The sequence below is a fragment of the Allobaileyella intestinalis genome (assembly GCF_009695865.1).
In the GTDB taxonomy this organism is placed as follows: Bacteria; Bacillota; Clostridia; order Peptostreptococcales; family Anaerovoracaceae; genus Allobaileyella; species Allobaileyella intestinalis.
This window is the reverse complement of record NZ_VUNB01000002.1, coordinates 1-21607: the sequence shown is the minus strand read 5'-3', so window position 1 is coordinate 21607 and position 21607 is coordinate 1. Positions and strand designations below refer to the sequence as shown.

Annotated in this window: 15 protein-coding genes and 1 tRNA gene; all 16 read right to left on the bottom strand. The window is 46.9% G+C overall.

Going from position 1 to position 21607, the window contains the following annotated elements; all coding sequences use genetic code 11:
- Window positions 1-190: 190 nt before the first annotated feature.
- Window positions 191-1099, bottom strand: a complete 909-nt coding sequence (locus FYJ66_RS02055) for a LysR family transcriptional regulator (RefSeq protein WP_154571855.1) — start codon at window positions 1097-1099, stop codon at window positions 191-193.
- A 510-nt stretch (window positions 1100-1609) separates the two neighbouring features.
- The gene (locus tag FYJ66_RS02050; protein ID WP_154571854.1) at window positions 1610-3418 is read right to left on the bottom strand and encodes a Na/Pi cotransporter family protein; all 1809 of its coding nucleotides are present in this window, start codon (window positions 3416-3418) and stop codon (window positions 1610-1612) included.
- 73 nt (window positions 3419-3491) lie between these two features.
- A complete protein-coding gene (locus tag FYJ66_RS02045) occupies window positions 3492-4217 on the bottom strand; it encodes a tRNA threonylcarbamoyladenosine dehydratase (RefSeq protein ID WP_154571853.1) in 726 nt (241 codons plus the stop codon).
- Window positions 4218-4316: 99 nt separating this feature from the next.
- The gene (locus tag FYJ66_RS02040) at window positions 4317-4967 is read right to left on the bottom strand and encodes a hypothetical protein (RefSeq protein ID WP_154571852.1); all 651 of its coding nucleotides are present in this window, start codon (window positions 4965-4967) and stop codon (window positions 4317-4319) included.
- Window positions 4968-5154: 187 nt separating this feature from the next.
- The gene (locus FYJ66_RS02035; protein WP_154571851.1) at window positions 5155-9516 is read right to left on the bottom strand and encodes a SpaA isopeptide-forming pilin-related protein; all 4362 of its coding nucleotides are present in this window, start codon (window positions 9514-9516) and stop codon (window positions 5155-5157) included.
- Window positions 9516-10076, bottom strand: coding sequence for an EGFR-like transmembrane domain-containing protein (locus tag FYJ66_RS02030; RefSeq protein ID WP_154571850.1), 561 nt, complete (start codon window positions 10074-10076; stop codon window positions 9516-9518). The genes FYJ66_RS02035 and FYJ66_RS02030 overlap by 1 nt, the downstream gene beginning before the upstream one ends.
- Before the next feature lie 246 nt (window positions 10077-10322).
- Window positions 10323-11228: a hypothetical protein gene (locus FYJ66_RS02025; protein WP_154571849.1), complete on the bottom strand. Its 906-nt coding sequence runs from the start codon at window positions 11226-11228 to the stop codon at window positions 10323-10325.
- Window positions 11229-11624: 396 nt separating this feature from the next.
- Window positions 11625-11966: a histidine triad nucleotide-binding protein gene (locus tag FYJ66_RS02020; RefSeq protein ID WP_154571848.1), complete on the bottom strand. Its 342-nt coding sequence runs from the start codon at window positions 11964-11966 to the stop codon at window positions 11625-11627.
- Window position 11967: 1 nt separating this feature from the next.
- A complete protein-coding gene (gene mtaB / locus FYJ66_RS02015; RefSeq protein ID WP_154571847.1) occupies window positions 11968-13392 on the bottom strand; it encodes a tRNA (N(6)-L-threonylcarbamoyladenosine(37)-C(2))-methylthiotransferase MtaB in 1425 nt (474 codons plus the stop codon).
- 111 nt (window positions 13393-13503) lie between these two features.
- Window positions 13504-15165 carry a nucleoside kinase gene (locus tag FYJ66_RS02010; protein WP_154571846.1) on the bottom strand — a complete coding sequence of 554 codons (1662 nt, stop codon included), beginning with the start codon at window positions 15163-15165 and terminating at the stop codon, window positions 13504-13506.
- A 69-nt stretch (window positions 15166-15234) separates the two neighbouring features.
- Window positions 15235-17121, bottom strand: a complete 1887-nt coding sequence (locus FYJ66_RS02005) for a SpaA isopeptide-forming pilin-related protein (RefSeq protein ID WP_154571845.1) — start codon at window positions 17119-17121, stop codon at window positions 15235-15237.
- Between the two features lie 29 nt (window positions 17122-17150).
- Window positions 17151-17642, bottom strand: a complete 492-nt coding sequence (locus tag FYJ66_RS02000) for a YdbC family protein (RefSeq protein WP_154571844.1) — start codon at window positions 17640-17642, stop codon at window positions 17151-17153.
- 270 nt (window positions 17643-17912) lie between these two features.
- Window positions 17913-18410, bottom strand: coding sequence for a gamma carbonic anhydrase family protein (locus FYJ66_RS01995; protein ID WP_154571843.1), 498 nt, complete (start codon window positions 18408-18410; stop codon window positions 17913-17915).
- 1 nt (window position 18411) lies between these two features.
- Window positions 18412-19848, bottom strand: a complete 1437-nt coding sequence (locus FYJ66_RS01990) for an MFS transporter (protein WP_206156957.1) — start codon at window positions 19846-19848, stop codon at window positions 18412-18414.
- 194 nt (window positions 19849-20042) lie between these two features.
- Window positions 20043-21236: an elongation factor Tu gene (gene tuf / locus FYJ66_RS01985; protein ID WP_154571841.1), complete on the bottom strand. Its 1194-nt coding sequence runs from the start codon at window positions 21234-21236 to the stop codon at window positions 20043-20045.
- Between the two features lie 45 nt (window positions 21237-21281).
- A tRNA-Thr gene (locus tag FYJ66_RS01980) sits at window positions 21282-21358 on the bottom strand.
- Between the last annotated feature and the right edge of the window lie 249 nt (window positions 21359-21607).

Below are 21607 nucleotides of genomic sequence, written 5' to 3'. Positions count from 1 at the left end.
ACAGAAATGTGTTTATTCTAGGGCTTTCATTGAATTTTTCTTGTATTTTTATTCATAATTTAGTTTATTTATTGAGATTGGGTAAGGTTTTGGCCCGGGTTCACCGGGGGTCTTTGGGAATATTGCCGGCATTCTTAATGGCACCGGCGCTATATGGCCGGTGCCTCCCGTGAGACTTCCCACGGCCTTCTTATTTTTTTCTGCTGGAAGAGCCCCTGTCCTGACTATAGACCCCATCTTCTTTTTCCCAGCTCTTGAGGACGAACTCAAGGAAGGCCTTTCCTGCTGGTGACAGATCACCCAGGCAGGCTATTCCCGCTTCGATTATCTGAGGCGGGTCCAGGGGCAAAAGTGTCACTCCTTCTACTGTTTCGCTGGAGTCAGTCTTGTTGCACATTCCTATTCCCAGGCCGGCAGATACCATGGCCATATTGGCTCTGATGTCGTAGGTGGTGTAGGTGGTGTTAGGTGTTATTCCGTAGTGCTCGAAAACTCTGTTGTTGTCGATGTCGGCTCCCGGATAGATCTCTATGAAGGGCTGGGTTTCGTACATGGTGACTGGTATTCTCTTCATGGAGGCAAGGCTGCTGCCTGACTGGACCAGGGCGCTTACCTCATCTTTGAAGAGGGGGATCCACCGGTGGGAGCCTTCTCTCTTGCTGATGAGACAGAAGTCCAGTTTATGGTCGTTCAGTTCTCTCAGGAGAGCTGAGCTGTAATTGCCTTTCATCCTTATGGTTACGCCGGGGTGAAGTTTGCCGAAGCGGGCTACGTATTCCGAAAGGCGCCAGTAGCTGGAGGGAAAAGATGTGCCTATGGTAATCTGGCCTACCACGGCGCCGCTGATGCTGGCGGACATCTGGAGTATCTGGTCTTCATCGTGAAGTAGCTGGCGCAGGGCCGGCAGAAGGATCTGGCAGGAATCGGAGGGAATCACTCCGTTGTGGTGTCTCACCAGCAGGGGATAGCCGGTCTGACTTTCCAGCTGGCTTATCATCCTGCTGATGCCTGAAGGGGAATATCCCAGTTTTGAGGCTGCAGCTGACAGGCTTCCTGTATCTGCTGCAGCTACCAGTGCTCTGATTTTTTCTGTTTCCATGGTCTTCCTTCTTTATCCTGACTGTCTCTTGTCCTTGTTCTTCTGGTGTTAACTTCTGCTGTGAATCAGCTCCTGGGAAATAATCCCGGGGAGCGTGTCTGAATCAAGATGCTTTGAGTGATTGTCAAAGCATCTTTGTTATTCTTTCACTTTACACAAAGCAATTATAGTTGTATTCTCTCCTCAGATAAAGATGATTATTGATTTTCTCAGAAGGATCTGAGGGAGGTGCAGAATGAAAAAGTTCAGTGAGTTCTGTCATTTTATCCAGGCAGCATTCGGCGGAGCCGTTTTCGACTATTACCTGAATAAGTAGATATATCCGGGATGACTTCCCGCATAATAAGTTTACATAATCAAAACCAACATACCAAAATCAAAACCGCTCGGATTGTCCGGGCGGTTTTGATTTACCGATGATTTATTTATTGTTTGCTTATGGTTCGCTTATATCATGGAACTTCCGCCTGGTCTGCCAGGCTCCACCTGATCTCCAGAGCTTGTCTATATCTAGTCTGCCTGTATATTGTCCAGTTTTCCGAAGTACTTGTCGTAGTATGTCTGGAATCTTTCCAGGTATTTCTCGTCGTTGCTGTGGTGAAGGTCGTGGAGATACTTGTGTTCATTGCCTACGATATCAGGGTTATGGCGTCCCAGCAGGTATACTGCCAAGTCGGAGCACTGGTCTGAAATTCTCTCCAGGTTCAGCATTATATTCTGGAACTGGATGCCGTTGAATACATCGCAGATTCCCTTGGTCATTCTGTCCATGTGGCGGCCCTGAATGCTCTCAATCAGCTCGTCGATTGCTTCCTCCAGAGGCTCTACGTCCCAGGCCAGTTCCGGATCGTTGTCTCTGGACGCCTTTGCGCCCATGTCCAGAATGGTGTGGACTGCCTCCATGGCTACCTCCAGCTCCTTTTCTGCATAAGGGGTGAATTTTTTGCCTGCCTCGTTAAGGTTGGCAATGTAATCGGTAATATTCACAGAAAGATCTCCGATGCGCTCGAAGCACACCAGTGCTCTCAGCTGATAATTCTGGGCTCTCTTGTCTGTTTCCAGGGTAACATGAGGAGATACTGCAACAATATACTGGTTGGCGGCGTCAGCCATGGTGTCCAGCATGTTTTCCCTTTCGGCGATTCTCTCCTGGCGCTTCATGTCAAAATTGTTCATCTGCTGGATGCAGGCCTGGTAATTGTGAAGTGCCACCTGGGCCATGTTATCGATAAGCTTGTTGCACTCGCCAAGGGCCATTGTCGGGTTGTTCACCAGACGCATGTCCAGTTTTCTAAGGTTTGCCTTTATCTCCATGTCTTCAGGATCTTCAGGCTTGTCCTTGACGATTTTTTCTGCTGCCTTTCCAAAGAGGTTTGCTGAAGGAAGAAGGATCAAAGCAGGAATGAGTTTGAAGAGACCGTGGACGTTGGCAACTCCTCCTGCGTGTAAGGTCATGTACCAGATGTGGTCATCCAGAACGCCGGTGGCTCTCAGTATTCCCACTGTAACGAAAAGCATGGTGGATGCCACAACGTTATACAGGATGTGGACAAGAGCAGTCCTGATCTGCTCAGGCTTTGCTCCAATACGGCACACCAGATAGGTGGTGATGCAGTCTCCGATATCAACACCGATGATAACCGGAAAAACAGCACAGAATTTTATTCCCACTGTGCTGGCAATGGACTGAAGAATACCTACTACTGCTGAAGAGCTCTGAATAATTCCTGTAACCAGAACACCTGCGCCGAATCCCAGAGCCGGGTTTCCCTCAAATGACACCAGCATATGGCTGAGGCCGTCTCCCATCTTCGCCACAGATGCACTCATGTTCATCAGACCTACAAACAAGATACCAAAGCCCATCAGGATGGTGCCTGCCGTCTTCGCAGATCTCTTGTTCACGAACATTATCATTATGATGCCGGCGATCAGTGCCATTGGCGCCAGGTTGTCCGATTTAAAGAAAAAAAGAATGCTGCCGGAAGCCGCTTTTACGTCCATGAGCCTTATGATCTGGGCTGTAATAGTTGTTCCTACGTTAGCTCCCAGAACAATTCCTATGGACTGTCTGAATGTGAGAAAACCAGCTCCCACAAGTCCTACTGTCAGAACAATAGCCGCCGTTGAACTCTGAATCATACAGGTCACTATCAGTCCCAGTATGAACCCCTTGAAAGGCCTGTCTGTAACCTTTGCCAGGGCTGCCTTCATAGCCGTTCCTGAGCCGGATTTAAGACCGTCTCCCATAACCCGCATTCCATAAAGGAACAGGGCCAGTCCTCCAAGCAGGCTTACGATTCTGTAAAATAGATCCATTACTCGTCACTCTTTCTATAGGTTTTACGTATTTATTACTTAAATTTTACAATTTGGACAGAATTAAGGGACTCTAAACACCGGCAATATCTCTGATAACCTGGCCGGCTATAATCAGCCCCGCAACTGAAGGGACGAAGGCGATGCTCCCCGGCGTAGTTCTCTTTCCTGGTGCCAGCTCCTCCTCCGACTTTCCCGGAGTAAGAGGCTTTTCCGGTGAATAGACTACCTTCAGGCTTTTGACGCCTCTCTTACGCAGTTCTTTCCGCAGCACCTTGGCCAGAGGATCCATGGATGTCTTGTAGATATCCGAAACTCTGAACTCAGTGGGGTCAAGCTTGTTCCCTGCTCCCATGCTGCTTATTACAGGCACTCCCGTTTTCGTGGCTCTGACGATGATCTCAATTTTTGCCTTAACTGTGTCCACCGCATCTATGATGTAGTCGTAGCTGGAAAAATCAAACTGATCTGCTGTGTCAGGCAGGTAGAAACATTTGCGGCCGGTTACCCGGATTGACGGATCGATAGACCGGACTCTTTCTGCGGCCACATCTACCTTATCTCTGCCGATGGTGTCTCTGGTGGCTATGATCTGCCTGTTCAGGTTGGAAAGGCTTACTGTGTCTTTGTCGATCAGTTCCAGGGCGCCGATTCCCGATCTGGCAAGAGCTTCCACGGCGAAACCGCCTACTCCGCCTACTCCGAAAACTGCCACCCTGGCGTTCCTTAATTTTTCCAGGCCCTCCTGACCGATGAGCATTTCTGTTCGCTGGAGCTGCTCCCTCTCAGTGTCTGTCATGTTGTTTTCTGTCATCTCCTTTGTATGGTGACCTTTCGTAAAATTAGTTTTATATTTATCCGGTGCTTTCGGCCTCCGTTTTGTATGTACTGGCACTGATCAGCGGGCGTCTTCCCTGATATATTTGCCTCTCAGGGTTCCCGGGCTGTATTTCACCTTGTCTCCGTAAGGATCAAGGATGTCCTGAACATCGTATTTGTCGTAGGGCATCAGGGCATACAAACAGTCCAGCTCTTCTTCAACTGCGCTGTTCTTCCGGATTCTTACCTGCTGAGCTTTTCCACGTATATATAATACATGGGCTTCCTCGTCGAAAATCATTTCTTCAATGTTTTCATCGGCGATGAAATAGGAGTTCAGGTGCATTCCTATCTGGTAAATATAATGGAATCCGTCGTCAGACATCTGCACTCTCACGTTGTGGATGCTCTTAAAAGGAGGCTTGCAGATGTTGTATATAAAACGTGTTACAAGGTAGATGATGGCTGCAGATACCCAGATTGACAGGTGAAGGGGGAACTGCCCTTTCCAGCCAGGTTCCGTGCCCGTGTGCTGCAGCCCCTGCCATATAAGGATTGCAGAAACGCCGAATGAAAGAAATATCATAATTCTCATCTTCTTCCATGCGGGGTGGGACTCTGTCCAGTTAACAGAATATTCTTTCATATAAGGCAGGTTGCAGTAATATACATCCTGGTCTTCAGGAGGCTCCATGGCCAGTTCCATAAGTTCTTCTTTAGTTTTCTTCATAGTATTCTCTTGTTTTTATCAAAAAGCCCTTCATAACAGCATAAATTCTACCATATAAACCTGCAATTATTAAGAATTATTCTCTTCATTTGTACAGAAACATCATAAATCTGATACTCAAAACACACAAGAAAAGCCCATCCCTGTCTGAAGGATGAGCTTTTCTGGAATCAATAGTTATTCTCAACTATTTTTCGGATGTCCTCTTCCTAAGAACCATAACTGCTGCCAGTCCTGCAGCTGCTGCGGCCATAAGGATTACCAGTGGAACTGCGTTGAATTCATCACCTGTCTGAACTGCAGATGAAACAGTGATCACCTTGTCAGGTTCAGTCTTTGTGAGCTCTCTGCTCTTTTTGATGGTCTTCTTGTTCACAACCCACTTTGTTGCAGTAAGCTTAGCGTCGTAAATATTCAGTTCAGCTACATCTGCATCTCCGGTCTGTGTTTTTCCTGTAGTTACCTTTCCTCCTGAGGTGGCTTTGGATTCAACCTTGATGTTGCCATAATCGTCAATGGTGAAGATCACATCGTCAATTTTGCTGTAGCCTTCAGGAGCGGCTGTTTCCCTGAGGCGGTACTGTGTATTTACGTTCAGTGTTTTGTGAATTTCTTCATTACCGTCTTTTCCGGTAGTCCAGGTTCCTATTACATCTCCGGTCTTTACATCACAGATATCAAACTGGGCGCCCTCTAGAGGACTGCCATCAGCAGCCATCTTATTGACCTTAAGGTCGGTAGTACGGTCAGCTACTCCCTGAGCAGTCACATTATAGCCGTCAGTTTCTGCTGCGTTCATATTCTTGACGCCCACTATGCCGAAGGTGGAGAAGGTGCTGCTGGTGAAGCTTGTCTCTACCAGTCTGCCGTTCTGGCTTGATACAGTACCGCTGATAAAATCAGCCTTGTTTCCATTGATGTGAACCAGTTTCACTGAATCTGCCTCAAGCTTTGAACCAGATGTGCCCTCTTTGTACTGAATTGTCACATCTACAGTTCCTGCTTCTGGCTCGATCTTCTTTCCGTCTTTGTTATAGAAAGATACGTCGAAGAGTACAGGTTCACCTGTCTCTGTTCCGTTTTTGCTGATGGCCTTCTCTGCGTCAGCGTATTCCTTGCTGCCCTTGTCCAGAGGCGTTACTTTCATTTCAGCATCCTCAGGAAGAGCTCCCTGAACAGAGGTGTTTGCAACTGCAACCAGGTCTCCGCCATCCCATGAATACTGGTAATCATCTGTATCAATGGTGGATCTGTCGTCTCTTACAAGCACTGTACCTTCGTCTTTGCTGACATCGTAAGCCTTTGCATCTTCGCCCGTAGGATTGCCGTTCTTGTCACATGGAATTATTGCCACTGATTTCTCCGGATGTTCCGGATCAATGTTTCCATTCCACTCCACCTTGAAGTATTTGGAATCCAGAGGATCTACTGTGTGGCCTCCTGGTGCTGCCACCTCTTTGAAGTAGTAAATGTATCCCGGCTGGATGTTGCCGAAGTACATATATCCGTTCTTGTCTGAGTTCTGAATACCTGCTACTACATCAGCTCCATTTTTATCTATCCTGTGGAGTGCATAGGTTGCATTATACAGGCCCTCAACTCCATTGCTGGTGTCCTTTGAAGTCTTGCGGACTTTCAGGGTAACAGGATGATATACGTTGGTTATCTCAGGGTAATCCAGCTGCTTTCCTGATGCATCAATGTGAATGACCTTGTTGCTGGTGTCGTAGCTGGTCTGTTCATCCTTGCCCTGTCTCTCCTTAAGGACGTATCCCTCGCTGTTAAACGGAACCTCAGTGAAAACAATATTTCCGTTTTCGCCGTTCTTTGCAGTAGCTACCGGCTTCCCTGAAGGATTTCCGTTTTCGTCTGCCCTGTACAGGTCAAAGGCAAACTCATCGGCCTTGAGGGTACCGTTTCTTAATACCTTTACTGCCTTGATGTTCACCGGACCAGGCTTATAGGTGTTGGTAACGGTGAATGATTTGCCTGCAGCAGTGCTCTGATCTTCTGTTACGGAACTCTTGTAAAGGGACTGCTGACTGCTGTTTCCTTTTTCTTCCTTAACGGAATATACAATGTTTCCGTGGCTGTCGTTAACCGGCAGGTTTGTGAACTGTCCCTGCCATCCGTTCTCGCTGCTCAGAACTACTGCGGCTTCCTTCTTTCCGTCAGCCATCAGGTCTACAGTTACTGAATCTGGTCTTACGCCGGCTGCATTGTTGTTATCGTCCCAGACCTTCTTCACACTTACGCTGGTCATCTGCTGGTTGGTGAAGTTCAGGCTGTCTCCGCCGCTTACAGTGGCGCTGTACTTGCTCTTGTCTTTCGTAACAACAATGGTGACCATTCTGTCTTCACTGTCGTATTTAACTCCGCCAACGTTCAGGCCCTTGTTTTCCTCAGAAACAGTGTATTTGTATGTTCCTTCCTTGTCGAAATACAGGTTGCCGAAATAGAACTTGCCCTGGCTGTTATTCTTTGCTGTATCTATGACCCTTCCGTTGCTGTCCTTAAGGAAGAATCTGAACTTACCTGTTGCTCCGCCAAGATCACCGTTCTTAAGGGCCTTGGTTCCGCTGAGACGAACTGCAACAGCCTTCATGTTGTTGAATACAGGTTTGTCTGCAGGATCAGTGCATCTCTCATCCTTGAAGTATTCAGGAGCAGATGCCTTGAGTGCTGTGAGTTTTACCTTCTTATCATCGTCCTTTGTGACGGTCTTTGTTACTACAACTTTTGCGTAGTATTTAGACTGATCGGCTACGTACTTGTTTCCGTTCTCGTCTGTGCTTCCCTTTGTCTCGCTGATCTGGTAGATGTGAGTCTGGGTATTTCCACCCTCTTTATCAGGGGTGAATTTACTGTTCTTGTACTCCAGGGCCGGGAACTTGATCTCCCAGTCCTTATTCTCGCTGGTGCTTACATCCTTCCACTGATCTCCAGATTTTTCCTTAAGAGCAAACTGGAATCCGCTTTCTGATGAAGCCTTGCCATCAATGGTCTTCTCGGCTTTCAGCACTGCAGAAGCATCCTCTTCTTGATTTGTGTACTCCACAGTCTTGTTGTTGAACACAACCTTGTCTTCGTCCAACTTCTTTGTGCAGTCTTTATCACTGAAATATTCAGGCTTTCCTGCAGTGAATGCTGTTGTCTTCTTGTGATGCTCCTCATCCTTTATGGATGTCTTCTTTACAACTACCTTTGCATAGTAATTGCCGGAATCAGCCTTGTACTTGTTTCCGTCAAAATCTCTTTCGCCCTGAGCCTCGGAAATCTTGTATATGTGAGTCTGAACGTCTCCGCCCTCTTTGTCTGCCTTGAAATTCTTGTCATTGTAGACGATTTCAGGGAATGTTACGCTGGAACCTTTGTTCTCTGCAGTGCTCACATCATTCCAGCTGCTGCCGGATTTTTCTTTAAGTGAAAAAGTAAATCCGTCCTGTGTAGAAGGTTTGCCGTCAATAGTTTTGCCCGCCTTCAGAGTAACAGATGCTGGAGTGATTTCTTCTGTTTCCTCTTCACTTGGCTTTGATGGAATATCAGGTTTTTTTACCTCCTGGTATACGTTGTGCCACTCTCCGCTGTTTATTACCACCTTCTGTGATACGATCCATCCGGAACCTGTGGCATTTGTAGATACTGTGCCAACTGGTGCCAGTATCAGGCCTGTTACAGAACCGTTCAATGCGACTGATGACGCATTTCTGAAGTTCCAGACAATAGTGCAAGGCACTTTCTGATCATCTTCAGACAGGTTTCTGACGTTCAGGTAGGAGTCTGAGCCCTTGCCATTTACGGAGTACTTCTGAATTCCCAGATCTCCCTCTGCATTAACGTTGAACACCAGAGTCTGGTCTGCGTCCTTGTAAATATGAAGCTTGTCAGGCTCGCCTGCAATCCTCTGATAAGTTTCCTTGTCCAGATTCACATAATACGTACCTGCCCCTCTGCCTTTCAGATCGACTTTGTACTTCTGGGTGTATGGGCCATCCTCTTCTATGGATGCATTGGACTGTTTACCGGCAAGCAAAGCAGACTGCCTGTTTGTATAGTCCAGCATGGCCTGGACTGTCTGGTTCAGCTGATCTCTTGTGAGACTGGTGTCAATATCAACCTTCTCACTGCCTGTTGCCTGGATCTTGTCTTTGTCTTCTTCAGTTGTCCAGACCTTTGTTCCATCTCCCTGGCCTTTGATCTTGAATACATCGTTTACCTGCCCGATAATGAAGGTCTGCTGCACCTTGTTGGTCAGGTCGTTTCCTGTCTGAGTAGCGCACTTTGCTGTTTTTGCAGCCACATTGGTTTCTGCATCGCCCCAGGACTGGTCAAAATCTCCTGTTACGATACCAAAGTCAACTGCATCCCCCAGAATTGAGGAGAAGGTTTCTGAACCGGCAGGTCCATTTGTTTCTCCTGTGCTGCCATTACCTGTTTCTGCCTTCAGGCCGCCTCCCAGGGCCGCAACGGACCCTGTAACTACCATCGCAACAGAAACGAAGAGGGCAAACCATTTTTTCATAACAACTTTGTTCTTAAAGCCCTTCATCAGTCCTTCTCACTTCCCTTCCTGTTACGCCTTCTCATCATCATAAATACGAATGCTCCAATTGCCGCAATTACCAGTACTGCAGCTCCGGCAATTGCCGCTGTGGACATGCCGCTGTTTTTCTTCAGATCAATATTTCCCTTTGGGGTCTTGATTTCATCAGCCTTTACTCCGTCCATGGCCTGATCGTTCTTTCCGGCCCCTGAACTGCTGCCCCGGTCTGTTACCCCCAGGCTCCGTCCCGTGCTGTCTGTTGCTCCCAGATTTCTGGATGTGCCTGTGCTTCTGCTGACAGCCACGTATCTGACCGTTCCCGGAATCATGGTTACTTTGTCAGGGCCCTGAACAACGGTTATTTCATTTCTTTCCTGAGTGATGACTTCCACTGCAAGATTCGTGTCCTCAACATCCCTGTAGTAAACCGTATAGTTGGTTACCGGGCTGTAATAGCTGTGATCAATGGTGGATGACTGCCCGCCGGCCAGTTCATAGTCGCGGCCGTTTTTAGACAGCTTGTCAGGCAGGCTTATTGAAAGCTTCTGATCCGGCTTGCATGTCATGGATCTGGTTTCGATGACGCTGTCGTCTTTCAGATTTCTGTACGTTACAGTAATGGTTGTCGGGTGCTTCTCAGGATTCCATCCTTCCGGCTCATAGTAAACATAGGTTACTCTGTCTCTTTCACCATATACGTGCTTCAGTTCTTTATCAGAGGCGCTGCTGAGGTTGAACTTCTTGCCATCGATCGTAAGATTTTCCTCTGGCTTGAAGGTTGCTGTCTCTCCCGGCTTTACGCCTACTTCCTTCTAACCGATGGTGGTGTTGGTGGAGCCGTCGTAAAGCAGTATGTACCAGGTGTATCCAGACTTGTTGTCAAAAGCTTTGTACTTCAGATTGTATTCTCTTACATCAGAACCTGCCTTGTGGTGTATGATGTTGGACTGGTCAGAATCGCCGGCAAACTCATAGTAAGTCTTGTTGCCATTCTCATCTGTCTGGCTGAAAATACTTGGGGCTGCAAAATAATAGTCCGTTCTGTCCACGTTGAAACCTGTAGACTGAACTACCTTGGAGCCAGCAACATAGTTAACCCGTACAAAATAACTGTTATCTGAAGAGGCCTCCACATAAGGAATGTTGTATTCTGTCTTCTCAAGGTTCTTATAGTCGACGCTTATCTTTCTCTGGCCGGCCGCCTTGTAGATTTTACCGTTTTCTTTAATCGTTTCAGGAGCTGTGTACTCCCCTTTCTTCTCTGGAGAAACCTTCTTCGATTCTGATTTGAGAACCTTCATGTTGTCTTTTGTGACGCAGTTGAATGTGATTTCAACGGCCTTCTGAGCATGCTTCGTATAGTGATATGTAAAAACATTTTTATCTTTATCCGAAGATATGCGGGTTTCCAGAGGGCTGTTTTCTGCACTGGTGTCCAGATCATAGTCGGTGCCAGAAGATTTATCGTAATATGTATCTCTTACCTGAATCTCCTGATCAGGCCCGATCTTATCTCCTGGCTTAGCCGATCCCTCTTTCGTTGCAATGGTCCTTCCTGTCTGGCTGTCTATGAAAACCAGCTTATAGCCCACAGAATCACCGGCAAAGGAATAGCCGCTGTTTCCCTGGCCCCAGAATGGCAAAACCATGGTCAGAATCAGAGCTGCTACCATGGTCCTCAATATTCCGTTAAACTTCCATCTTGTCTCAGATTTCATATCTCTCGTACCTCGGCAAAATCACGAATTGGTCAGAACACCTTCTACTGTATTCTGCTATATTATCTCGGTTATCTGCTTCATCAGTTGTAACATATGTCACATTTAACATCAGATACCGGAAAAAATTTATTTATGCAGAGTAATAATATACCCATTTCATCCTGTATTAGCCTTAAAATTTTTCTACCGGGGAAATTCTTGTACTAATATTTAACCAAGGCTGAAATACTGTCCAACAGTCATTCTTTTGTTACTCTTTTATCACTCTTTTATCGTTCTTTCAATTTTCCTTTTCCAGTACAATTTCCACTAAAAAAGGAGGTCCGGTCAGGCCAGAGTCTCCTTTTCATTTTCTGTAATTCAGTTTATTCCAGTGATTTCACAAGCTGATTTTTAGCCTGGTGGCCAGGTCATTTTTCTCTTGCCGAGAATGTGAATATGCAGATGTTTTACGGTCTGCTGTCCGTCTTCACCGCAGTTTATCACCGCCCTGTAGCCGTTCTCCAGGCCTTCACCGGCTGCAATGTCCTTGATCTTGATCATCATATAACCCAGCAGATCACTGTCTTCCTCCGTAAGGTCATCCAGTGACGGAATATGCCTCTTTGGAACCATGAGAACATGGACCGGAGCCTGAGGGTCAGCGTCCCTGAAGCAGGCAATCCGATCGTCTTCATAGACCATATCTGTAGGAATTTCTCCATTGGCCAGTTTGCAGAAAATGCAGTCTTCCATGTTACCTCCCTTCTTCGGTAGCCTCTCCCAGGCATCCCTCATTATATATTTCCACAAGTCTGACTGAACGGAACTCACCTTGCTTCGTCTGTTCATCAGCCTTGAAACGGACTTTGATGTAATTAGCTGAATATCCCTGGGCTATTCCATCCTCAATTGATTCAACCAGAACTCTTGCCACAGTACCCAGGTTCTTCTCATGGAATCTGCGGGCAGCCTCTTCACCTGCTTTCCCCAGCTCCCGGGCTCTCCGGTTCTTAACCTCTCCCGTAACTGTGTCTCCCATGGAAAAAGCTTTTGTCCCCTTCCTCGGAGAGTAGCGGAAGGGGTGAACTTTGCCGAATTCAGCCCTCCTGACCATATCCAGCGTGTCTTCAAAATCTTCCTCTGTCTCTCCAGGAAATCCGGCAATTATATCTGTGGTAATTCCGAACAGCGGATCCTTAGCCCTCAGAGCTCTCACAATGTCCAGGAATTCCTCTCTCGTATAGTCTCTATGCATCAAATCCAGAACGTGATCACTTCCACTCTGAAGTGCCAGATGAAGGTGGTGGCAGAGCTTATTGTATTTCAGCAGTCTTTCCACATGTTCAACATCTACCACGTTTGGCTCAAGAGAGCTGAGTCTTATTCTGAAATCTCCCGGCAGCTCATTTACTCTCTTGATAGCCACCTCTATTCCCCTGAGGCCAGCTTCATCATCTCTGGCCTCAAATTCGAAATCATCTTCCATTCCGTAGAGAGCCGTGTTGATTCCCGTGAGAATAAGTTCCCTGTACCCTCTGCTGATCAACTGGGAGGCTTCCTCTACGATGGCATCAACAGAACGGCTTCTGATCTGCCCTCTGGCATATGGAATCAGGCAGTATGAACAGAACTTGTTGCAGCCCTCCTGTATCTTTATGTAAGCCCTGGACATCTCCGATTCTCCTGAAGTCACCAGGCCCATATCCTCATATGTATCCAGGTTACTGTAGTCTAATATTTCTTCAATTTTGCTGTTTTCATTATGTACAAAACCATTATTTGAAACAATACCAGCCGCAGATTCTTTATTATCTTCTGGATTTACACCAGTCAGTCTTCTGTCCAGTTCATCAAATACCATCTGGCAGATAGATGATTTCAGGTTGTTGCCTACAATCATGTCCACATCGGACATCTTCTCAAGTTCCTCTGCCCCCACCTGAGCGTAGCATCCTGTAACAACCATGAGGCTGTCCGGATTAAGCTTCTTCATTCTTCTGATATACTGTCTGGACTTTCTGTCAGCAATATTCGTTACGGTGCATGTGTTGATTACATACACGTCAGCCCAGTCTTCTTCTCCGACTATCTCTGTTCCTCGGGCTGCAAAATTCTCCTTTATAGCTTCTGTTTCATACTGGTTTACCTTACATCCCAGAGTGTGGAACGCTGCCTTCATTAATACCTCTTATCTTTCTTTAATCTTTCTGTAATCTTTTTCGTGATTATCTGGCGGATTCTGGACGGATCCTGGAGGTATCCGGCTGTTAACATGGCCTGCTCACCGCCCTTATGCAAATACTCCTCCACCAATAAACTCTCTGAGAATAGATGTATTTGCAATAAGCTGATCATCCTCCAGAGATTCCACGAACTCAAAAAGTTTCAACAATCTTTCTGCTTCCGGATATTCCGTATCATCTTCAGGGATCTCCTTAAGCAGGGGAACTGCGTATTTTTTCAGGACCGCCAGCTCATATACATGAACACTGTTGAAAAGCATATCCGCCTCTCCGGAATGAGGAAAGATATTCTTGTTCTCTCCTGCATGGACCTTCTTCCATATCTTCAGTGTCTCTGCGGCATTTGCGCCTCTGGTCCTGCTGTCCCGTATTATTCTCCTTACAATTCTGGTGTCAGTTGTAGGAATACGGTTATGTGCGTTCAGATTGATGTGAGTGAGGGGACTTATATATATTCTGAATTTCTCAGATTCATCAATTTCCTGGGTCAGCACACTGTCGAAGGAATGAATTCCTTCAATGATGATAGGCTGATCACCGCTTATCCGGGTTATTCGCTTACCGTATTCTTTGTGGCCTGTAATGAAGTCAAAAACAGGCATATCTACCTCTTCTCCTGCCAGAAGCCCCTTCATCTGGCGGTTGAACAGATCCAGATCAAGAGCATCGATTCCTTCAAAGTCGTACTCTCCATTTTCATCCCGGGGACAGTTCTCCCTCTCTTTGAAATAATCATCTGTTCCCACGTAAAGGGGATCAAGTCCTCTTACCTTAAGATGTACAATCAGTCTCCGGGCAAAGGTGGTCTTTCCCGATGAAGATGGCCCCAGAACCAGCACCACTCTCTTCTTCTGAGCCGTTATTGCATCTGCAATCTCCACAATCTTCTTGTCGTGGAGGGCCTCGCTCATCTGAATCAAGTCAAAGGACTTTCCCGCCCTTATTTTCTCATTCAGATCTGCCACATATTTAACGCCCAGAAGGTGGTTCCACTGGCTTTGTTCCTTAAAGGCTCTGTACATAATATACTCGTCGGCATAAAGAGGAATCCTGTCCGGGTTTTCAGGCTGGGCAAATCTAAGGAGAATGCCGTCCCTGTATTTCATCAGCTCGAAATATTTCAGGTAGCCTGTAGATGGCACAAGATCAGTAAAAAAGAAATCACTGTAGCCGTTCAGCTTATATATTCTGACCTCATCGGATTCCCGGAGCTTGTCAAATACCCTGGAACTTTCATCAAGGCCTTCTTCCAGCATTAGTTTTCTTCCTGTCCTCTTGGTAAAATGACCGGTTTCAAAAGGCAGATCCATGTCGATCAGCTGGTTCATCCTCATTCCGATCTTCGCAACCTGGTCTTCGTTCACATCACAGGAAGTCACTTCTATGTACAGGCCCTGGTTCAGGGTCATTCTTACTTCTACGTGCTGATCTCCGATAATGTCCTTGGCGGCTGCCAGCAAAAGCATTACCAAGCTGTTCTGATACATGAGAAAAGCCTGTTTTGACCTGATATCCAGGAATCTCAGACTGACACCATCAGTAAGTCTGGTGTTGAGAGCCATTACCTTATTGTCAATAAGCGCTGCGTACACTGAATACTTAATTCTGTCCTTTACGGAGTTCAGAACATCCTCTGCAGTAACGTTACCGCCTGTTTCAAACTCTTCGTATGGTATGTCCTGTCCGGGGCTGAGATGTATCTTCATCATGCTGTCCTTTCAAACACCGGACCGCACGGCAGGATCAGCTGCCGTGCGGTAATAGGCTGATATCAATCATCAGTTCCTTTTCTGTTTATGGACATTATACCTTTTATGCATTACTGCCGCAATCAGCGTAAGGACTCCTGCAGTTCCCATAAGAATGTACAGCCGCATCATCTCCTGACTATCTCCTGTAGCCGGTCCTGCCGTTCTGTTTCCAACTCTGAATATCACAAGATCCCGGAGCTTCCCATCTCTCGTTATCTTAAATGTTCTGGTCTGGTCATCCAGTGAATATCCATTAGGTGCTTTTACTTCCTTCAGGGTGTACTCTCCATCTGGAAGTTCTCTTACTACGGCATATCCCGTTCCGTCTGTGGTCACATCGAAGCTATTTCCTTTGCTGTCAGTTATCCGGAAAACTGCTTCTGCCAGAGGCCTTGCCGTTAAAGAATCGTATTTATAAATTCTGAGCACCCGTTCCTGAATGTCGTTATAAATGTCCACATTTTCTGTTATCTCATCTTCTCCATCAGGAACCTCTGCGTCTATTATCCTTGCATAAGATGACTTTACATAGCCTTTAGGAGTTTCAACTTCCACGATTTTGTACTTTCCTTCAGGAAGCTTAGGCGATACAGCTCTTCCATGGGTATCCGTAGTTACTTCAGCTGCCACATCTCCCTTTTTCAAAGGTCCATCTTCCCGGCCCTGACCAATACCATCTTCCTGGGCAATTATCTGAAATTTCCCTCCTTCCAGTCCTTTATCTGCCAGGTGGAGTTTGCCTCCTGAAATCCATGAGACCTTTCCTTTCTTGTTAAGCCTGAAAGTTACATATTGAGCGCTGTTGTGGAAAACCGCCACTTCTTCAGCCTTGTCTCCCCTTATCTTCAAGTCGGCAACTCTTTTATTAAGCATGTATCCATCAGGAGGATCTGTCTCTGTAACCCTGTAATTTTTTCCCGGAATCATCACATCCTTGATTACAACCTTGCCATCTGGTCCCGATGTATATTTCACTGAGTTCGCCGGGACCTTCCGGCCATCTGACAGATTGTGGACTGTGAACCTGGCTCCCTCAAGCATCACATCGGTGTCCATATCTCTTTTCTCGATGACCAGGTCGATAAGTCCTACCCACTGCACTTCCAGGCGGCTGGTCTCCGGCTCTACAGAAACAGGTCTCAGGTTTGAAAGGTTCTGAAGGGTCTGATTGCCAGTTACAAACACCACCGGCTGATACCTTACGTTCTTCCCCCGGACTGTCATTTTGTCTTCTTTTCTTCCTGGCGGGGCCTTAAGGTAAAAAGAGTCCCCGGGCTTCAGTGTAACTTCTCCGGCAGCATCGGTTCCGGTCAGGTTATTGTGAAGAGTCACTCCTTCAGGAAGAGTAAAGGAGATACTTCCTTTATTTCCTCCAACTACTTTCACGTCAGGAGTTCTCTCCATATCCATCTCTCTGGAATAGTATGCTTTAACATTATCCGGCGAAAACCTCAGGTCTGTATTTACATCAGGCATGCTATTCAGAAAACTCTTGAACTCTCTCATTCCGCTGACTGAATCATAATGTCCCGGCTGGTATCTGCTTCCCGGGTTGATTTCCGTCAGATAGAGGGACATTATCCCCACTCCGTGTTTCTCGTCTCTAAATCCACTCCACTGCTCCGGTCCCCCATATCCGTAGTACAGCGCTTTCCTGAATCCGGGATCGTCGTAGATCCTGTCTGTCACCTGAGTTCCAGTTGGCACTGTATCCTTCTCGTGCTGTACGCAGAAGGCCAGCTTTCCATCTACCAGAAAGTGTCCAACCCTTACGGTTCCCTCTCCTGGCGCTGAAGACTGGTAGTAATAGGGTCCAAGATACTGAACTGAAGATGCGCCGTACACTGATCCGCATACTGTGATCATGAACATCAGGAGGAAAAACAGTGTTCTCGTTTCTTTAAAATGCCACATTGTTTCCCCTTTCTTATTATCCATAAGTCTTATGAAAACCGGATTTCATCTGCTGACGGTTCCGGCTCTTCAACAGCGTCTTCTTTTATTTCAGTTGTTTCAGCGCTTTTCTCCATTTCCTCCCGGTCGTTATCAAGTTCGGCCTCCTCCTGCAAGCCCCAGCATTCGGTATTCTTTTTTTCCTGGTCAGAAACATCGGTTTCTGTGATCCGATCCTTCTTCACTGCCCGTTCTCTATTTCCCTCACGGTAGTTTCCTTTTCTCTTCTGGGCTGCAAAATAGCCTTCCATTACACCCATCAGCTGTTTCAGCTCATCTTCGTATAGTGTTACGCCCCGGCTCATCTGGCTGTGTTCTGGGTTCCAGTCCCTGATATCGAACTTCGGATCCTTTCCGTTCCAGGCCACCATATTGATTTCCTTCGTCCACCCTGAATTGTATCTGGCAAGGACGCCAATACTGTTAACCACTTCATATTCAAAATCCCTGCTGCGGCCTCTTCTGCTTCTCTCCTCAGTCATTTTCCTGCTCCTTTACTTTGATCTGAATCTACATGCATTACCTAAGAACCGTTGGAAATAATAAATATTTTTTTGATCAAGTGCCTATAGATTACTGGCTTTCGGATTTCCGGGCAAACCAGTTTATATCCTTTGAGTACTGAAAAATACCTTTTTTCCTGAGGAGTTAATTTTGTGGAGGATTTTAAACTTCAAGCAAAAAAACACACCCGGAAGATGATCCGGGTGTGCCTGTCGTTTTATGTATTGAATATATGTACTGGAGATGTTTTATTCTCTAAATTTCTTTGCTTCCTCTACATACTCCTCTGCATGGGCGGGAAGACCTGCAATCTCCTCTTCTGTCAAAGGTCTTATGACTTTTGCCGGTCTGCCGAAGGCCATGTGTCCGTCAGGGATAACCGTCCCCTGTGTCAGGAGAGAGCCGGCCCCGATTATGCAATCATTTCCTATTTTTACACCGTTCATCAGCAGAGATCCCATGCCAATCAAAGTCCGGTTGCCGATGGTGCATCCGTGAATGAGGCACATGTGTCCGATTGTCACATCATCTCCAATATAGGTGCCGCCGCTGGTGGAGGTGTGAATCACAGAACCATCCTGTACATTGGACCTTTCACCTATTAAAACTTCCTGGCCGCTGGACCGGATAACAGAGTTAAACCATATGCTTGAGTTTTTTCCGATTTGTATTTCATCTCCTCCTGCAATCTGCACACCAGGGGCGATGAACACGCTCTCATCAATGTTTGGAATGTTATCTTTCATTTTAATTCTCCTGATTGTTCTTTATAGCTGCCCCTGGTCTTTTGTCTCTGGCCATGGAACAACCTATTCCTGCGAAGCAGACTATGGCGAAGACGAAGAAGGACAGATGAATCATTTTCATCAAAACCGCTGCTGACGCCCCTTCATAAGTTCCTTTTCCAAGAACTGCTCCTGTTACTATATTCAGCACTGCCATTCCTGAGGACTGTCCGTATGTTCTCATGGTGGCGATTATGGAGTTGGCGACGCCGTAATCCGATGGATGGACGCAGCTCATTATCGCGTTGTTGTTAGGCGAGGAAAACATTGCAAAGCCCAGGCCTGCCAGGCACAAAACCGCAATGATGTAGGCTGTTGGTGATTTTTCCGGAAGGAGTGCAAGCATCACAAGGGCCACTGCGCAAAGGCCCATACCTCCACTGGCCAGCAGAGATGGACGGATCCGGTCGGACAGGGCTCCCATCTTTGGAGACAGGAGGGCTTGAACTGCCGGCATGAAAATCAGAATCATGCCAGCCTTGTCGGAACTGAATCCTTTTACCATCTGAAGATAAATGCTTACTTCGTAGGTTATGGCAAAGGTGGCGCCGTAATTCAGGAGGGCTGCCAGGTTGGAAAAAGTAAATGTTCTGCTTGTTGTGAACATGGACACTTTCATCAAGGGGTTTTCTGCCTTTGTCTCCCGGTGGAAAAATCCTGCTATGAGGATCACCCCTGCAGCCAAAATGAAACGTGCTCTTACTGATACCGTAAAATCCGTAAGGCCGTACAAGCTGGTTACCACTGCTGTAACATACAGCAGCGCCCCTGCCTTATCTATTTTTCCTGTTTTTATTTCCTTTACTGTCTTCTCATCAGCCGGCACACCTTTCTTACTTACAAAGTATGCCACAGCGGCTGTTCCTGCAGAAAGAATGAAAATCGCCTTCCATCCCAGGGTTCTGTTTAAAACTCCTCCGAGAGCAGGGCCCAGGGTAAGGCCTGCGTACGTTGCCGCAACTGACAGGCCCAGTACTCTCCCCTGCATTTCCCGGGGATGGGCCTTTATTAGTATGGAGTTATTGGTGGCAAACATCATTGCTCCGCAAGCTCCCTGTAAGGTCCGGCAGGCCAGGAGAAATCCTATGTTTGCAGAAAAAGGGCTGACAAGGGACAGTATGCCGAATCCGGCAATTCCTGTGAGAAAAACTTTTTTCATGCCTGCAACATCTGCCAGTTTCCCGAAAGGCAGGCTCATTGCTGCTACTGCCATGGTATATGTACTGACTACCCAGCTTACGGTTGCAGCGCTCACGTGGAAATAGCTTTCAAGGGCTGGTATCGACAGATTCAGAGCGCTGCTCATGAAAGTGGTTACGAAAGCTGTTACCATTGCTGCAGCCATAACCGACCTGTTTAATTGGTTTTCTGTTTTCTTTGATTCTGCTTTCTGATTCATTTTGGGTTCCATTTATGAATGTTGTGCGCGCTATTAAGGGTTGCCGGGAGGTTTGGGGCCTTGCTGCCTCCGGCCTCCGCTAGTTTCCTCCACTGTCCTCTTATACTGAAAATGAGCTGCCGCACTTAATGCGACAGCTCATTCTACATCTATAGACCCTTTCGAGTCTATTCATTTCATTCTATCAGACGTAATTACTCGAGAATCTCTGTAACAACGCCGGAACCTACTGTTCTACCACCCTCTCTGATGGCGAATCTCAGTCCTTCCTCGATAGCAATTGGTGTGATCAGGTCGATCTCCATTACTACGTTGTCTCCAGGCATGCACATCTCTGTGCCTTCTGGAAGCTTCAGATCTCCTGTTACGTCAGTTGTTCTGAAGTAGAACTGTGGTCTGTATCCGTTGAAGAATGGAGTGTGACGACCACCCTCTTCCTTCTTCAGTACGTATACCTGGCCCTTGAACTTTGTGTGAGGATGAATTGTACCTGGCTTTGCAAGTACCTGTCCTCTCTCAATCTCGTTCCTCTGTACACCTCTCAGCAGAGCTCCGATGTTGTCTCCTGTCTCTGCCTGATCCAGTGTCTTCTTGAACATCTCTACGCCAGTTACTACAACCTTACGCTTCTCGTCTGTCAGTCCTACGATCTCTACCTCGTCGCCGACCTTCAGCATTCCACGCTCTACTCTTCCTGTAGCTACTGTTCCACGTCCTGTAATGGAGAATACGTCCTCTACAGGCATGATGAACGGCTGGTCGTTTGCTCTCTGTGGCTCAGGAATGTAGCTGTCTACAGCCTCCATCAGCTCTACTACCTTGTCTCCCCAAGGACCTGCTGGATCCTCAAGTGCCTTCAGAGCAGATCCTCTGATGATTGGTGTGTCATCGCCAGGGAAATCATACTCGTCAAGAAGCTCTCTTACTTCCATCTCTACCAGGTCCAGAAGCTCCTCGTCGTCTACCATATCGCACTTGTTCAGGAATACGATGATGTAAGGAACGCCTACCTGACGGGACAGAAGAATGTGCTCTCTTGTCTGTGGCATTGGTCCGTCTGTTGCTGCTACTACCAGGATAGCTCCATCCATCTGAGCTGCTCCTGTAATCATGTTCTTTACATAGTCAGCGTGGCCTGGGCAGTCTACGTGAGCATAGTGTCTGTTAGGTGTCTCATACTCTACGTGTGCGGAAGAAATTGTGATTCCTCTTGCCTTCTCTTCCGGTGCCTTGTCGATCTGATCGAATGCAACGTCTGCACCCAGTCCGTATCTCTCGTGCAGTACCTTTGTGATAGCTGCTGTCAGAGTTGTCTTACCATGGTCAACGTGGCCGATAGTACCAATGTTGATATGTGGTTTGGTTCTCTCGTACTTCTGCTTTGCCATACCTTCCTCCTGTATAAAAAATATTTCCGCTTTATAAAAAAGTTCTGGAGCTGTTGAGCAGACTTGAACTGCCGAACCTCTTCCTTACCAAGGAAGCGCTCTACCACCTGAGCTACAACAGCGCATGCAACATGATGATATTACAGCAATCCGTGCTGTCTGTCAAGCCTTACCGAGCAGCTTCAAATTTTAAACATCACCATTATAGTCAACTACCCCGACCTAAGCTATCGCTTTGAGGTCTGAGCTTGTAACTGCCCTGTGGTATAGCGGATAAATCCTCCCACATTTAGTCGTTTAACATTACTGCTAAAAGTGGCGTTACATCGTAGGCACGTTGACACGTACCTGTACTACAGAGATTTACTCCG